Annotated in this window: 14 protein-coding genes; 5 read left to right on the top strand and 9 right to left on the bottom strand. The window is 69.1% G+C overall.

Going from position 1 to position 15,375, the window contains the following annotated elements:
- Positions 1 to 62: 62 nt before the first annotated feature.
- Positions 63 to 920 (top strand): cyclopropane-fatty-acyl-phospholipid synthase family protein, encoded by an 858-nt coding sequence (locus tag BDW27_RS07360; protein WP_110048732.1) that lies wholly within the window; start codon positions 63 to 65, stop codon positions 918 to 920.
- A 380-nt stretch (positions 921 to 1,300) separates the two neighbouring features.
- Here the strand turns inward: BDW27_RS07360 and BDW27_RS07365 are convergent, their stop codons facing one another.
- The 5 genes from BDW27_RS07365 to BDW27_RS07385 all read right to left on the bottom strand — a co-directional run bounded on the left by BDW27_RS07365 (position 1,301) and on the right by BDW27_RS07385 (position 6,676).
- On the bottom strand, positions 1,301 to 2,698 hold the full coding sequence (locus BDW27_RS07365; RefSeq protein ID WP_110048733.1) for an ABC transporter ATP-binding protein: 1,398 nt from the start codon (positions 2,696 to 2,698) through the stop codon (positions 1,301 to 1,303).
- Entirely contained in the window at positions 2,691 to 3,542 is an 852-nt protein-coding gene (locus BDW27_RS07370) for an ABC transporter permease (protein ID WP_051061269.1), read from the bottom strand. The genes BDW27_RS07365 and BDW27_RS07370 overlap by 8 nt, the downstream gene beginning before the upstream one ends.
- On the bottom strand, positions 3,539 to 4,537 hold the full coding sequence (locus tag BDW27_RS07375) for an ABC transporter permease (protein WP_110048734.1): 999 nt from the start codon (positions 4,535 to 4,537) through the stop codon (positions 3,539 to 3,541). Before BDW27_RS07375 ends, BDW27_RS07370 begins: the two co-directional genes overlap by 4 nt.
- Positions 4,537 to 6,048, bottom strand: coding sequence for an ABC transporter substrate-binding protein (locus BDW27_RS07380; protein WP_110048735.1), 1,512 nt, complete (start codon positions 6,046 to 6,048; stop codon positions 4,537 to 4,539). Before BDW27_RS07380 ends, BDW27_RS07375 begins: the two co-directional genes overlap by 1 nt.
- Before the next feature lie 232 nt (positions 6,049 to 6,280).
- Positions 6,281 to 6,676, bottom strand: coding sequence for a Fur family transcriptional regulator (locus BDW27_RS07385; protein WP_026129082.1), 396 nt, complete (start codon positions 6,674 to 6,676; stop codon positions 6,281 to 6,283).
- A gap of 508 nt (positions 6,677 to 7,184) precedes the next feature.
- Here BDW27_RS07385 and BDW27_RS07390 point away from each other — a divergent pair.
- Positions 7,185 to 7,400, top strand: coding sequence for a hypothetical protein (locus BDW27_RS07390; protein WP_026129083.1), 216 nt, complete (start codon positions 7,185 to 7,187; stop codon positions 7,398 to 7,400).
- 60 nt (positions 7,401 to 7,460) lie between these two features.
- Here BDW27_RS07390 and BDW27_RS27730 read toward each other — a convergent pair whose 3' ends face one another.
- Positions 7,461 to 7,835, bottom strand: coding sequence for a molybdopterin dinucleotide binding domain-containing protein (locus BDW27_RS27730; RefSeq protein WP_370446454.1), 375 nt, complete (start codon positions 7,833 to 7,835; stop codon positions 7,461 to 7,463).
- Positions 7,836 to 7,856: 21 nt separating this feature from the next.
- Complete coding sequence (locus BDW27_RS27735; RefSeq protein ID WP_233515666.1) at positions 7,857 to 8,339, bottom strand: hypothetical protein; 483 nt, start codon at positions 8,337 to 8,339, stop codon at positions 7,857 to 7,859.
- A gap of 440 nt (positions 8,340 to 8,779) precedes the next feature.
- On the opposite strand from BDW27_RS27735, the gene BDW27_RS07400 reads away from it, so the two are divergent.
- Positions 8,780 to 9,688: a sigma-70 family RNA polymerase sigma factor gene (locus BDW27_RS07400; RefSeq protein WP_017543659.1), complete on the top strand. Its 909-nt coding sequence runs from the start codon at positions 8,780 to 8,782 to the stop codon at positions 9,686 to 9,688.
- Between the two features lie 314 nt (positions 9,689 to 10,002).
- Here BDW27_RS07400 and BDW27_RS07405 read toward each other — a convergent pair whose 3' ends face one another.
- Positions 10,003 to 10,614, bottom strand: coding sequence for a flavodoxin family protein (locus tag BDW27_RS07405; protein WP_110048736.1), 612 nt, complete (start codon positions 10,612 to 10,614; stop codon positions 10,003 to 10,005).
- Between the two features lie 565 nt (positions 10,615 to 11,179).
- Positions 11,180 to 11,638, bottom strand: coding sequence for a hypothetical protein (locus BDW27_RS07410; RefSeq protein ID WP_040693376.1), 459 nt, complete (start codon positions 11,636 to 11,638; stop codon positions 11,180 to 11,182).
- 268 nt (positions 11,639 to 11,906) lie between these two features.
- Between BDW27_RS07410 and BDW27_RS07415 the strand changes: the two genes are divergently transcribed.
- Positions 11,907 to 13,766 carry a glycoside hydrolase family 15 protein gene (locus BDW27_RS07415; protein WP_110048737.1) on the top strand — a complete coding sequence of 620 codons (1,860 nt, stop codon included), beginning with the start codon at positions 11,907 to 11,909 and terminating at the stop codon, positions 13,764 to 13,766.
- Between the two features lie 286 nt (positions 13,767 to 14,052).
- Positions 14,053 to 15,336, top strand: coding sequence for a cytochrome P450 (locus BDW27_RS07420; RefSeq protein ID WP_233515667.1), 1,284 nt, complete (start codon positions 14,053 to 14,055; stop codon positions 15,334 to 15,336).
- The last annotated feature ends 39 nt before the right edge of the window (positions 15,337 to 15,375 follow it).

Below are 15,375 nucleotides of genomic sequence, written 5' to 3' on the forward strand. Positions count from 1 at the left end.
GTGACCGTGTCGACGCACCAGCACAGCACTCCCCTTCCCGACTTCGCCGAGGTGGTCATGCCATGACAGACGTCCAAGAGAACGGGTTGGTCTCCTACCTGCTCGCCAACCGGGCCTTCGTCGCCCCAGCCGTCGAACAGGCTGTCGGGGCGATGGACCTGACCGGACGAACACGCCTGCTCGACGCCGGAACCGGTGCCGGGGGCGGGCTGGTGGCGCTGGCCCGGGCAGCCGGCCCCCGGGCACGGGTCCTGGCAGTGGACCGCAATCCCGACGTACTGGCTCTGGCCAGGGAGCACGCCCAAGCCGAAGGGGTGTCCGACAGGGTCGAGGTGCGCGCCGCCGACCTGGTCGAGGTACTCGACGAAGCCGCTGACTCAGGTGAGGGCTTCGATGCGATCTGGGCATCGGATGTGGTCTGGCCCGGGAACTTCGACGACCCCGGCGCCTTGGTCGCGCGCGCGGCGCACGCCCTGAGCCCCGGCGGCGTACTGGGGCTCTTCACCAGCAACTACTACCAGGCCATGTTCCTGCCTGGTCATTCACGGCTGGAGCGGGCGGCGCGCACCGCTTCCGAACTCAACTGGGGGATCCCCTCCGGTGGCCCCGCCCACTATGAGCGCCACGCCGCGTGGCTGACGGCCGCAGGACTGCTTGACGTAAGGGTGAGCGTCTTCGCTCGAGTGGGTTCACCGGTCGACGCGGACCCGAGCGTGCGCCCCTACCTGGAGAACGCCGTGTGGCCGGAACTGCGCGAGTCGGTGGTCAAGCGTGGCACCGACGCGGGTCTGACCCGTGACGAGGTGGCCGAGGCCGAGCGGCTCATGACACCCGGGCACCCGGACTACATCGTCGATTCCGCCGGCTATTACATGGTCCATCCGACCCTGCTTGCCCTGGGACGGCGGTCCTCGGACTGAGTGTCACGGCCGCCTGGTCCCTGTCGGCTGGGGCCAGGCGGTTTCGCGGGGCTTTCCCGACCGTGGCAGTCCGGGCACATCTCGGCGCGGCGCGTCATCCGCGCCGTGGTGACAGGTGAGAGGAGGCCACGCTCGTCGCGTGACCGCCAACGGCTGCTGTCGGTCGAACACACCCTGGCCGCGGCCAGGCGATGGGCGCCGCGGTCAACGAGCCCCGGGGGCCCTGACGGTGGGATCCGTCGGGGCCCGGAGAGCGTCAGTGCACGCCCCGTGTGAACAAGAGCGTGTGACCGGGAGGCGGAACGTTGCGGCTCGGGGCTGGCCAGTCCACTCCCCTCAGCTGACGGAAGACGAATACCGCTGGCCGCGAGGCCTCAGGGCTACGCGGCCAAGATGCGGCGCTCCGGGTCCAGCGTGAGCACCCGGTCCATACGGTCGGCGACGTGTCTGTCGTGGGTGACCGCGATGACAGCCAGGCCCTCCTCAGTACGGAGAGTGTCCAGCAGCTCCAGGATGGTGCAAGCACTCTCGGCGTCCAGGGCCGAGGACACCTCGTCCGCCAGCAGCACCCGAGGTCCCGCAGCCAGGGCACGTGCGACGGCCACGCGTTGGCGCTGGCCACCGGAGAGCCGGGACGGCAGCGCGCGTTGGATGTCCGCAGGCAACCCCACCCGCCGCAGGAGCCCCGGAACCTCCGCCGCAGCCTGGCCACGGGTGAGCCCCCGAAGCACCATAGCCGGGCGCGCGAGTGTGGTTGCGACTCGCTGGGACGGGTTCAGGGTCGCGGCCGGGTCCTGGGCTACCAGCTGGATGGCTCGCAACGACTCCCTGGCCCGGTCCGTGTGCCTGGCGGGCAGGATCCGTCCGCCGAGCGAGAGTGTGCCCACTGCTGGAGGATGGAGCCCGGCCACACTCCTGAGCAGGGTGGACTTCCCACAACCAGAAGGGCCCAGTACCGCGACCGCCTCCCCCTCGCCGACAGACAGATTCACCTCGCGGACCAGTTCCCGGCCGCCAGGGGCCAGGAGCCGGACTCCCCGTAGGCTCAGCAGGGTGGCGCCCCGTGGGTGACGGGGGTCCGCGGTCGTGACACCGGCTCCGCGAACCGGATCGGTCACACCGATGTCGAGACGATGGTCGGCCACCCGTTCAGCGAAGCCTCGATCATGGGTGATCACGACGGTGACCCTTCCACGACGGCCGCGCCTCTGTTCGAGAACGCCGAGCACGAGTTCCACGGTGGCGGGGTCCAGGCCGCTCGTGGGTTCATCCAGGACCAGCACCTCGGGATCGGCGACCACTGCCCTGGCCAGTGCTACGCGCTGGGCCTGCCCCCCGGAGAGTTCGTGTGGGCGCCTCCGCCACAGCGTGTCGGCATCCAGGCCCAGTGAGGTGAGGACCGCATGGACTGCCTCGGCTTTCGCGCGCCGGGATCCGACCGGCAGCGCCTCGGCCACCAGGGCGCACACTGGGCGCAGGGGGTGCAGGTCCGAGGCTGGGTCCTGGCCGAGGACGCCGGCGCTGCCGCGGCGCCATCGGCGCGCCGCCCGCCCTGCGGGCACCGTTTCTCCCTGCCAGCGCACCTGGCCGGTCCTGCGCACCAGACCGGGCGGGAGTGCGTCCAGGGCGGCCAGAACGGCGCTGGTTTTGCCGCTTCCCGAGGCTCCCATGACCGCGAGCACCCCACCGTCCGGCACCCGCAGGTCCACAGGCCCCACCACATGGGAGCCGTGTTCGTCCTCGACCAGCAGCGCCTCGGCACACAGTCCTTCAGCCATCCGCGGGCTCCTTCAGTGCGGGGTCGTGGTCTCGGACCCGGCTCGTGCGATCGGCAGTGAGACAGATCTGGGCCAGGAGCGCGAGCAGCACGGTGGTGATGCCCAGAGCCACAGCTGGTGCGGCGACGGCCCAGGGGTTGATCGCCACACCGGTCATGTTCTCCCTGAGCATGAGGGCCCAGTCGGGGGCGGGCGGGGCGGCGCCCAGCCCCAGGACGCTCAGTGCCGAGGCCACCTGCAGGGCGACCACCAGGCGCAGTCCCAGGTCGGCGGTGACCAGCCCCCGCATGGCCGGGAGCACCTCCCTGCCCAGAATGGACGCGGTGGCCTCCCCACGCAGGAGCGCGGCTTCGACGTAACCGGACGTGCGCGCGGCTCGGACGGCATCTCGGACGACCCGCAGGGTGAGCGGCGCTCCCCCGCACACCGTCGCGATGATCACTGCTGTGTACCAGGGCAGGGCGACCGCTACGACGAGGGCGAACAGCAGGGAGGGGAGAGCGAGCAGCAGGTCGGCCGCGGCGGTGAGGGACCGCGAGGTCAGCCCGCCGAACCACCCTGCGACCAGGCCTCCAACTGTTCCGATGACACAGGCGCACACGGCAGCGGTCATGGAGACACCGAGCAGTCCTCCCCCGCCCGCCAGCACACGGGACCACACGTCACGGCCCAGAGCGTCGGTTCCCAGGGGAAGGCCGGGGGAAGGCCCCTGCCAGGGCGCCCCCAGGGGGGCCGTGGGGCTGTTCGGTGCCCACCCTTGGCCGAACAGGGCGACGGCGAGGACCCCGGCTGCCAGGAGAGGGACACTCAACGAGGCGAGGCGTACAGCGGCTCGACGGTTCACGCCAACCACCTCCGACGCGGTTCGGTCAGAGCGGCGACCAGGTCACCGGCCAGCAGCCCCATGAGGACGACCGCAGCAGCGAGGACAGCGGTGGCCTGGACGACCGGCAGGTCTCGTGAGGCGATCGAGGAAACCAGCAGGGAGCCGATGCCGGGATAGCCGAAGAGGGTCTCCACCAGCGCTGCGGCGGCGATCAGCCCGCCTCCGGTCACCGCCGTGACCCTGGTGAAGGGAGCCAGGAGGAAGGGGAGGACATCGGTGGCGGCGATGCGCCAGGGCGGCACACCACGCCGACGGGCGTCGGCCACGTGTGGCAGGCACATGGTGTCGGACACTGCTCCCGCGAGCAGGCTCGCTCCGTAGAACGCGGTGGGAAGTGCCAGTGCCATCACGGGGAGAAAGAGCAGTTCCGGGTGCTGCCAGGGCTCAGCCCCGGGTGGGAGCAGGGAGACCGGGGGCACCAGTCCCAGAGCGCCCGAGAACACTGTGACGAGGATCGCCGCGGTGACGGCGGTGGGCAGGGCCGCGCCCCCGGTCAGAAGAGCGGTGGACACCCGCTTGGCTCGTCCGCTTCCCCCTGCCCACCAGGCCAGGGCCACAGAGGTGGGCGCAGCCACCGCCAAGGCTCCCCCGACCACTGTGAGGGTGGCGGGTAGACGTTGCGCGAGGGCGTCGGCGACGGGGCGGCCGTTGACCAGGGACGTGCCCAGGTCACCGGTGAGCAGGGCGGCAGCCCAGTCGAGGTAGCGCCGCCAGGGTGCGGCGTTCAGGCCCAGTTCGTCCCGTAGTGCTCGTACCTGGTCCTGGTCGGCGCCGGGTGTCGCACGCAGGTCCGCTGCGTCGCCGGGCAGGAGTTCTGTGGAGGTGAACACCACCACCGACACCAGTGCCAGCAGAAACACGGTCCGAGCCAGGGCGAACAGGAAGGAGGCCCCCGCGGCCGTCCCCGGGGCGCGGAGGTGGACGACCGCGGGGACGGTCCGGGGACGGGACATCAGTGGGCGACCCGGACCTGTTCGATGAACAGGCGGTGGAAGCCGGGGCCGGTCGGCAGTCCGCTCACGCCGGAGCCCGCAAGGTCGATTCCGTCTCCGGTGCCCCACACCACATAGCCGCCATCGTCGGCGACGCGTTCCTGGAGGTCCGCGAGCACGGCGTGACGGTCGCCCTCGTCGGCGGTGGCCAGCGCGTCGGCGAAATCGGCGTCCCACTCAGGGACGTCCCACGCCGTCTCGTTGACGGGGCCGTCAGAGAGCAGGGCCATCCGGGCGTAGTCGACGAAGCCGTTGCCGCCCAGGCTGTTGAGGTAGAAGGGTTCGACGTTCCACACCTCGGACCAGTACGTGTCGGGGGCGCCCACCTCGATCTCGACCTTGATGCCCGCCTCCGCGAGTTGTTCGGCGGCCAGGGCAGCGGTCTCCTCCATGCCCGGGTAGGAGTTGGTGGCATGCAGGGTGAGCTCGACGTCGTCCGCGTGGCCAGCGTCCTCCAGCAGTTCGCGGGCACGGTCCAGGTCCCGTTCGACTGGTGCGCGGTCAGACGCGAAGGGCTCCTGGGGATTGAGGATGTCCGCGCCGGCTTCGCCGTATCCGAGGAAGACCGTCTCGACGAGCTGCTCGCGGTCCAGTGCCAGCTTGATGGCCTCCCGCACGTTCGGGTCGTCAAAGGGCTCGGTGTCCAGGTCCATGACCAATGGGTAGTTCACTCCGGCGGGCCGGGTGACCACCTGCACCGCGTCGCTCTCCTCGTACTGCTGCGCACTGGTGGGCGACACGCTGCCCCCGACGTCCGCTTGGCCCGCGGCCACGGCCTCGGCCCGTGTGGCCGGGTCGGGCATGGCGCTGATCTGCAGGGTCCGGTAGTCGGCGGCCCCGCCCCACCAGTCGTCGTTGCGCGTCAGGACCGCGGTGGTGTCGTCGTGTTCCTGGAGCTGGAACGGTCCGGAGCCGACCACGGGTTCGGTGATGTCGTCGCTACCGTCGGGGACCACGAAGGTCAGGGAGGCGAGAGCGTTACCGACCTCGGCATAGGGCTGGTGGGTGGCCAGTTCCAAGGTGTGTTCGTCCACCACCGAGGAGGATTCCAGGTCGAAGACCGACAGGCGACCGTTGTTCTCGGCGCCCTTGCCCTGGATGCGATTCAGGGAGAACAGGACATCGTCCGCGGTGACCGGCTCACCGTCGGAGAAGACGGCGTCATCGCGGAGAGTGATGGTCCAACGGTCCAGCTCGCCACCGCTGGCTTCCCAGGTCCGTGCGAGTCGCGGCTGGACCCGTCCGTCCTCGTCAGTGACGGTGAGCACGTCGTAGAGCATGGCGAACCGCATGTAGTCGGACTCGTTTCCGACACGCCCGTGGGGGTCGTTGGTGGTGGCCGCCGGGGCTCCCACCGCCGCGTAGCGGAGGGTGGTGTCGGAAGCCGAGGCTGTCTCGCTCTCCCCACCTCCACAGGCGGTTACTGCCAGGAGCGCCACGAGGGCGCCCGCGGCCAGGGATCGTCGTCTCATCGTTCGGCCTTTCTCAGGGGAGAAGCCGTGGTCGCCACGGCTCCGGAGGAGATCTCCTGACGTGGTCAGGAGGTTCGTGGGTGTTCGCCGCGCACGCGGAACACCAGGCGAGTGGGTTCGTAGCGCCAGCTGGGCCAGCGCGCGGGCGTGGGGCCCCGTGTGTTGAGCCCGGCGTCCTGGTGGAGCAGACCATGCGTAGTGCCGCCCGAGCTCGACTTCGATCGCGCGGGAGTCAGAGACACCGCGGACAGATACCGCTCAGTTCGAAAGTGTGGTCGACCTTCTCGAAGCCGCTCGCGTTTCGGATGTGCTCTACGGCTGCGGCGAGTGCGGCGATCTCGGTGATCTCCTCCACACCACCACAGACCCGACAGAAGAGGTGGTGGTGATGCACAGAGGTTTGGCAGCGGCGATAGAGGCGCTCACCCTCCGGCGACTGAATGGTGTCCAGCAGACCGTCCCGGGCCATCCGATGCAGGGTGCGGTAGACGGTGGAGAGGCTCGGCCGGTCCGAGACGGCCGCCTGTGCCTTCTCCAGCTTCTGATGGATCTCGCGGCAACCCTGGAAGCGAGCTTCCCGCCCCATGATCCTGAGGACGAAGTCCATGTACTTGGGCACGTTGGGCATGTCAGCCGACCGCCAGACGAAGGATCGACACAGACAAGAGGGCGCCTCGGCATCGGCACAGCCCTGCGTACACGAGGGACCTCCTGGAGGGGTCTGAGGCACGACCAATGGAAATGATTATCAAAACCGTAGCACGACAAAACGGCCCACACCGCCACCAAACGCCTGCCTTGCCCGACTCGCCGCCATCGGGGCTCTTGTCGTGGGTGTCGAGTTCGAGGTTGCCGACCGCGAGCCCGTCCATCCACACACGTGTCGGTCGACAGACCGCCACAACAACCCGGACGAGCAGACGGGGTCCTTGATGAGGGCAAGCGGCTGTACCCGCATGGCCACCGATCGAAGGATCATCCGCGTCCCCGGAGATGAGCGACCAGAAGTGCCCCACTGCAGGGCAGCCCAGGGCCCGGACACAACAGCGGCGCACGAGTTTGCGCGGGTTTACTTGTAGGACCCGGGCAGGTCGGGCAGTGGCACAAGGGACTGCACACAAGTGTTGGGAGGCATCATGATCGCGAAACTGTCCGAGCTCGGCGTCACCTCGGAGATGGCGTACTGCGCAGGCGCCGCCAGCATCGGCCTGTCGTTCCTGAGCTGGGTCGTGTCCAAGAAGAAGGAGGACGCCGGTACCGATCGCGCCGACCGGTGGGGAATTTTCGTCGGCCAGTGGGCGCCCACCTTCTTCGCGCTGGGCGTCGCCCTGCGTCTCGAGGAGGGAAAGTGACCCTTTCCCAGGACGTCAGCTAGGAATCGGCACCGATGGAGAACGGCCCTTGGCGCCCAGTCAGGGGCTGGACTTCACCACGAGCGCGGAGGCGAACGGCACGAGCGGACGCCGCGGCTCAGCTCGCCAGGATCTGCGGCGAGAGCGTCTTGAGCATCCCCCGCGCCCAGCGCGTCTGGCGGAGGGAACGAGGCCTGCACGGATCGGTAGCCGTTCTCGCAGGGCCACTCTCATTCTTGTCATGCCCCTCCTCGTCGAACTCCTCCACAGTGTCCGGGTCTCCCCTGGTGGCTTCCACCCCCTTGGCAGAACGCCCGGCCGGATTCCGCTGACCCTCGCCCGGCCACGGACACCCCCAAGCCGCGAACGCACCTCCACCATGTCTCCCTCCCTGCCCCCCGCTCGTGCGTCGGACGGGGAGATCTCCACCCACACCTCAGGGGCGGATCGCTGGAGTTAGGGGGAACGCCCGGTCTTGGTCCGCGTGTGGAAGTGGTACAGCGTGCGGCCCGTGATCAGTGCGAACGGGTATTCCTCGCTCGGGGTCTCGTGTGGTGGCACGAAGTCCACAGCCTTGAGCATCGCCAACCCGCTGGGGTTGGCCGCGCGGTACTCATCCTCTTCCAGCGCAGCCCCCGTGACGAGGTTCTTGCCGTGGCTCTCACACTCGTCCGGCGCGCTGAGAACCGACCGTCCGAGGAGAGTCGCGGAGTGCCATCGGGGTTCTGATCGTTGCAGGGCCATTGGAGCCGCAGTGGCCTGGTTCGACTGGTAGAAGCCCTGGAGCACGGTCGACACCAGGCGCTTGGCATCGCCCAGCAGCATGGTGGCCGCCTCGCGGATCTCGTGGGCGGGGAGGTCGCAGATCGCGGCGGCGCGCTCAGCGCGATGACGTCCGCGTGATCGATGTCCTCGTAGGAGCCCGGCCGTCCGTCGCAACCGAAGGACTCCTTCAGGGCGCTCGCCGCTGTGGCTGTGCACGACCTGGTGTTCCGTCCAGGTGATAGGTGCCGATCGCGCCGTGGGCGATCGCGGCGAGGGTGTGGTACTCCTCCAAGAAGGCGCCCACGCACTCCGACGATCCGGCCGTCCTTGACCGCGATGTCCAACGCGTCACCGTTGGAATGCAGAATCGACGCCGGTGGCACCCAGTGGTCCACCTCGTGGGGGGCCACTCCCTGAGCGAGATGGAGGTCGACTCGCCCGGTGCGGCTTCTCGCCACGGTGAGCGCCGCGGGTGAGTGCGCGATCCAACCGGCCGCAAAGACTCGTCAAGTCCCCGGCATCCAGGTTTTCGCGTCGCGGCGCCTCGGGCATGAACAGGGCCGTCACCTGTCCGTTTCTCGTTCGGCTCCATGCCATCGTTGCGAGGACCCCGTATGAGCTCCAGCACCGAGACATCCGTGCCCACGCCCGGCCCCGACGGCCGCACCAACGCGTGTCCGGCCGAGGACGCCTCAGTCGAGGAACTCCTCCTGGCCCTGCGGGAGGAACACGAGGGCAGCGCGGCTGCCGTGTGGCTCAAGGAACGCATCCTCAACCACTACCAGCCGCTGTTGAACCGCCTCGCTCGCCGCTACGGCGGACGGGGCGAGACTCTCGAGGACCTGCGACAAACCGCTTGTCTGGGCCTGGCCAAGGCCATTCAAGGATTCGACTCGAGCAAAGGTAGGCCTTTCATCGCTTATCTACTGCCGACGGTAACCGGAGAGATCAAGCGCCACTTCCGTGACCACACGTGGGCGGTTCACACACCGCGCACAGCCCAGGCCCGCCGCCCACTCATGCGCCAAACCCGGCAGGACCTCGAGCAACGCCTGGGCCGTCACCCGTCCAACACAGAGATCGCTCGAGAGATGGGGGTGACGGTGGCGGACGTGGAGGAGGTCCTCCTGGTCTCGGAGGCCTACAACACCTTTTCACTCAGCGAGCCGGACCCGCATGGCGAGGAGTCCGGTTTCGCCTGGGAGCGGTTCACGGGTGTGGAGGACAAGGGCCTGGACCTGGTCGTGGATCGGCAGGCCGCACGATCGGCCCTGGTGCAGCTGACGCCGAGGGAGAGGCACATCATCAAGCGCCGCTACTTCGACGAGTGGAAGCAGGCACGGATCGCCCGCGAGGTGGGCTGCTCCCAGATGCACGTCTCTCGGCTCCTGTCGCATGCTCTGGAATGGCTGCGCGCCGAACTGCGTGCCCAGGAGGCACCGACGAAGCCGGCCGCGGCAACGGGTCAGCAGCACGATGTGCCCCGAGCCCGACCTACGGTCGAGCCCGGAATGAGGCGGTGACCGCCGGTGAGGCGCCGATGGCCTCGCGTTCCTGTCCCACGATCACCTCGACAACCCTCCGGCGAGAGGAGTGGTACCCGGTGACATGAGCGTTGGTTCTGGCTCAAGGACACTTCGACCACGTCGGGTTCGCACTGCGAGCTCATCGTGAAGGCCCCACCCGAGCTGATTCACTCCGCTGGCAGCCCACACTCGCCGGTACGCACCGCGACTCGACCGCTTCCCGCACGGAGACGTGTCCACCCCGGCCCCGCCGAGGAGAGAGTCGGCGCTGTTCGCGTGTCCGTCCCGGTCGTAGGCAATGTGACCGCCGTTCACGGGCGCGGATACTGGCGCTCTCGGAGCAGACGTGCGAGGTGTACCGCGTTACGAGCCACCGTGGCCGTGGTGGCCGCCACGGGTTCCGGGGTCCTGTCGAGATCGATGTAGTCCTTCGGGTTCATCGCCTCGGAGTTCCAGTAGGTGGACCCCGTGGCGGGGATGGTGAACCCGCAGTCGTTCAACGCCTGGACGCAGTCCGCGACGATCTTGTGCGCCCCGTCCTCGTTCCCCACGACCGCGATCACGGCGACCTTGCCGTACATCGACGGCCGCCCCTCGTCGTCGGTCTCTGACAGCTCGGCGTTGATCCGCTCCAGGACCCGCTGGGCAACGCTCGACATGTGACCCACCCATGTGGGAGTGGCCAACACCAGGATGTCGGCTGCCAGCAGCTTCTCCCGAAGCACGGGCCACTCGTCACCCTGGCCCATGTCGACCGCCACACCCGGGCTGACCCGATGATCGACGACCCGCAGCGACTCTCCCCGCACCCCGTGTCCGGTGAGCTCGTCGAGCACCTGCCGGGCGAGCGACTCACTGCTGGAAGGGTCCGGGCTCGGTTTGAGACTGCACGTCAGGGCCAGGGCCCGAAGATCTGAAGGCATGTCCAAGACCCTACGCACCTCCTGCCCTGACCTCCCGGAAGTCCACTGCAATGGAGGGTCGTTCTCGTGGGAACGGACATCGAGCGTGCACCGCACGCCTACGCCCGGCTGTTCAAGACTCCACACCGTGCCCGGAGGGGTCGGCGCCGCGTTCCAACCGACAGAGGCGATCGTGCAGGATTTCCAGGGCCTCCGACCGACCTCCCCGGTGCTCCTCACAGGCAATCAGCTGGCGAACCTGCTCCGCGTCGAAAGCTCGAATGTACTCGCGCAGTCGCGCGACCGGAACAGTGGAACAATCCCGGCCGCGTCCTGGTGCGGACATACCGTGGGCCTCCCTCAACTCGCGGCGTCGTCAGCCTGTACTGAGGCGAGTATCCGGGACGCCCCCCCACGAAACCCCGGATGCACCCGGGTCGTGAGTGTCGCGACCATGGGCGCTCTGGCCCGTGAACCCGACTCCGACCCAGCGCTGGCCGATGTGAGCGGGCTCGAACCGAACACCTGAGGTTTCCGAACCCAGGTTCGGACTCAGTGTCGGAGTGCCCGCTCCTTGCGTTGCCCGTCACCGCTCCGCAGCGGTCGCGCTGTCGTCAGGGCTCTGGTCGCCCTCGCCAGGGTCCCCCACTGCGGGCTCAACGATGTCGGCCTCGGGCGGCGCACCCACGATGAGACCGAAGAACACGTGGTCGACCAGCAGGGCGAGCCGTTCCTGCGGTCGTGCACGGTGGGCGTGTGCCAGGTCGAGGGCGGGGGCCAGAGCGAGCTCGAACAGCCCCCAGGACAGCAGACCGTAGAGAGGCCCGGTCATCCTGGAAGCGCGCAGACGCGAAGGCACCAAGCCGAAGGCCGCGCCTGCCAGCGCACCGTACCCCCAATGTGCGAACTCGATGAACGCCGTCCGCCGGTGCTCAGGGACCGCGCGAAGAACCGTTGGAACACCCTCGAGCAACATGGCCTCGGGGGGCGTCCTCTCGATCACCCCCAGCCCCACCGCCGCCTGGCGCATACCGCTCATCGCCATCGCCGCCACGGCACCACGAGCGGCCCCTCTCAACCAGGGTCGGCGAGGAGGGAGACGAGTTGCGTCCGACATGGCCACCTCCGAGCATCGCTGTTGGTGCGTTCCTGACCAGTTCGAGCGACTCGTACACATGGGGAACGCTCTGTGGAGAAGTGACCGCCCCGTCGACGTCGCTCACGCGGACCGACCCCCTCACGCTCCCTGTTTCAGCAGGGGCTCATCAGGGCAGTCGCTCGACACGGGGTCCGTGATTCGTTGGGAGGGGCTGATGGTACGTGAGGAGACGACGATCGGGGCGCACGGCTTCCTCTCCGACTGTCACACCGCCGCACTCACCTCTCCCGAGGGTGCGATCACGTGGTTGTGCACGCCGCGCTTTGACGGCCCCGCCTTCCTCTCAGGCGTGCTGGACCCCGATGTGGGTGGAGAGTGGACGATGGAGGTCCAGGATGCACGCCCGGTGGCACGCTCCTACATGAACGACAGTCTCGTCCTGGAGACCCTGTGGCGCGGGAGTGATATCGAGGTGGTCGTGCGAGACCTGCTCGCACTCGGCCGCGGTGCGGACGGACGGGGCCTGCTCCGTGAGGGCCTCCTAGTGCGGCTCGTGGAGTGCAGGTCCGGCACGACCGCAGTGCGCTCACGCCTGTGTGCCCGTCCCCGGTTCGGTACAGCGCGAGCGTCCTGGGAAGCCGTCGAAGGGGGCCTGCGAGAGGCGTCCGGACCGCTGCTGTCAGGGGTGCCCTCCCCGACCCTGAACACGAGCGGAGATCCGGAATTCCACGTCGAGCTCGCCGAGGGCGAGACCGCGGTCTTCGCGTTGGACTACCTCGGAGGAGAGCGCCGCCTCCTGCCCGGACAGGGGCACTCCCTGCTCCGGGAGACCCTCGAGGCCTGGGGCGCCTGGGCGGCGCGGACGCACTATGACGGGGTGGGCGCGGCTCAGGTACGACGCAGCGCTCTGGTCCTGCGTGGACTCCTCCACGAGGAGAGCGGCGCCCTCATCGCCGCGCCCACGACCTCCCTGCCGGAATGGCCGCAGGGCCCGAGGAACTGGGACTACCGGTACGTCTGGCACCGCGACGCCGCACTGGTCGTCCTCACCTTCCTCCGTCTGGGCCACGAGGAGGAGGCCGGGAGCTACCTGCGCTACCTGCTGGGCGTGTGCGGTCAGCCGGTCGGGTGGGTCGCTCCCGTCCACACGGTGGACGGACGGCAGCCTCCCGGAGAGAGGACCCTCGACCATCTGGCGGGACACGGTGGAGCCCGGCCGGTGCGCGTGGGCAACGCCGCGTTCTCGCAGCACCAGCTCGACGTCTACGGACACGTCCTGGACGCGGCGCACTGCTTCGAGGCGGCCGGGGGCGGTCTCGAACGGCACGAGCTTCGCCAGCTCGACGCCATGGTGGAGGCAGTACGAGACCTGTGGCGCGAACCGGACGACGGGGTGTGGGAGATCAGGTCGGAGTCTCGCCACTGGACCAATTCCAAGGTCTACGCCTGGGTCTGCCTGGACCGCGCGGTCCAGTTGGCCGAAGCGACCGGTCGGGCGGACGAGGTTCCGTTGGGCGAGTGGCGCGAGGAGGCGCGCGCCGTTCGGGAGCAGGTGATCGAACACGGACGCGATCCTGACACGGGTTCCTTCGTCCAGTCGTACGGCTCCACCAATGTCGACGGGGCACTGTTGAGGATCCCCCTCCTGGGTTTTCTGCACGGCAGGGATCCTCGTGTGCTCCGAACCCTCGAACGGGTGGACGCCGAACTCGGGCACGGGGGTTGGCTCGTTCACAGGTACGACCCCGAAGAGACCGATGACGGCATCGGCACCCCCGAGGGTGCTTTCCTCCTGTGCTCCTTCGATCTGGTTTCCGCGCTGGTGCTCGCCGGGCACCACACGGAGGCGTCCCGCAGGTTCCACCGGCTCTGCGAGAGCGCGGGTGATCTGGGACTGCTGTCCGAGGCCATGGCCTCGGACGGCACGCAGCTGGGCAACTTTCCCCAGGCCTTCACCCACCTGGCCCTGATCGAGGCCGCCGTCAACCTGGACGGCTCGGACGACCGTGAGGCCCTGCACGCGTGGGCACGGAACCGGTCGCGGAACCGGAACGGTCCCGCGGGGTGGGAATGACCGAGACGAGACGAGGGAACCGGTGCCCGACCTCGATGACGGCGCGGACGGTTAGGAGACCGTCCGACGAGGGCACGGGCCCACCAAAGCGACCCGACCGGCCGAACGCCGGGGACGCGGCTACGGTCTCCGACTGGTCGCGGCTCGCGCACTCCCGTCTCTGGAACGCCCGGGAGAGCAGGCAAACATGGCCGACAGTCCATCGACAGCGGGACGGAGTACCTCAACCATGACGGAGAACGCGCGGCCGAGGCGTCACTCGACACATGTGCAGGAAACCACGAAGGTGCTGTCGACGGTTCTGGCCCCCACCGTGGCACGTGGCGCCATCGTGCGCCGCCCCTCGGGCGAGGGGCTGGTGGCGGCCCTGAACGCGGACCAGCGAAGCGTCGAGGTGCTACGCGAGCTTCGACGGCGCCACGGGGACGACCCGCTCCCCCTGGGGTACACGGGCCGCAGAATCGCCCTGGTCCTGTCACCCGAGGACGTTCGACGGCTCCTGCTGGAGACTCCCGAGACCTTCTCACCTGGCGGGGCCGAGAAACGGGGAGCGCTGACGCACTTCCAGCCCCACGGGGCCCTCGTCTCCGACCATGGGAACCGGCCCGACCGGCGAAGGGCCAATGAGGAGGCTTTGGCCCTGGGAGAGCGCCTGCACCCCGACGCCGTCACTCTCGCCGAGCACGCGGACGAGGAAGCACGTTCCCTGATCAGGGCCCTGCGCGATGCCGGGACACTCAGTGGGGTCCTGGACTGGGCTCGCTTCTCCGAAACCTTCGATGCCCTCGCGCGTCGGGTGGTCTTCGGGAGCCAGGCCGCCAGGGACCGCCGCACCACCGAACTGTTGCGGGCGCTGCGGCGACGGGCCAACTGGTCCTACGCGCTGCCGCCGGCCCACGCCCGTCGAGGGGAGTTCCTCGACCGCGTACGCGCGAACATCGACCGTGCGGCACCCGGGAGTCTGGCCGCGCGTCTGGGCCGTCCGGGCTCGATTGAACGGCCTGAGGACCAGATCGCCCACTGGCTGTTCGCCTTCGACGCCGCCGCCGTCGCCACCTTCCGGTCCTTGGCCGTGCTGACCTCCACCGGCCCTGACGTGGAGGCGGTCTGGGCGGAGGCACTGGCGGAGGACGGCCCCGACCTTCCGATGTTGCGCGCCACCCTGCGGGAGTCGGTCCGCTTGTGGCCGACCACCCTGGTGGTGATCCGCGAGAGCACGCGGGAGACGTCCTGGCGTGAGCGGTCCATCCCGCCCGGCACCGCCTTCCTGGTGCTGAGTTCCTACTTCCACCGCGATCCCACTCGGCTTTCCTACGCGGACGCCTTCGCGCCCTCCATCTGGAGCGACGGCCGCGCCGAGAAGGAGCCCGGAATCCTGCCCTTCAGCTACGGCCCCGCCGGATGCCCGGGCCGTGACCTGGTGCCGCTGACCGTCTCCTATCTGCTGCGGGGTCTCCTCAGGGACGGCCATCTCCGGAGGGTGGACAGGTCCCCGGCGCTGCGGACCGAGGCGCTTCCCGCTTCGCTCAACCACTTCAACCTGCAGCTCACGCTCACCGCCTCACAATGACGACGCGATGATGCCGGTCCTCCTGGGTACTGGGTCCCT

Source organism: Nocardiopsis sp. L17-MgMaSL7, assembly GCF_003182025.1.
Classification (GTDB): Bacteria; Actinomycetota; Actinomycetes; order Streptosporangiales; family Streptosporangiaceae; genus Nocardiopsis; species Nocardiopsis prasina.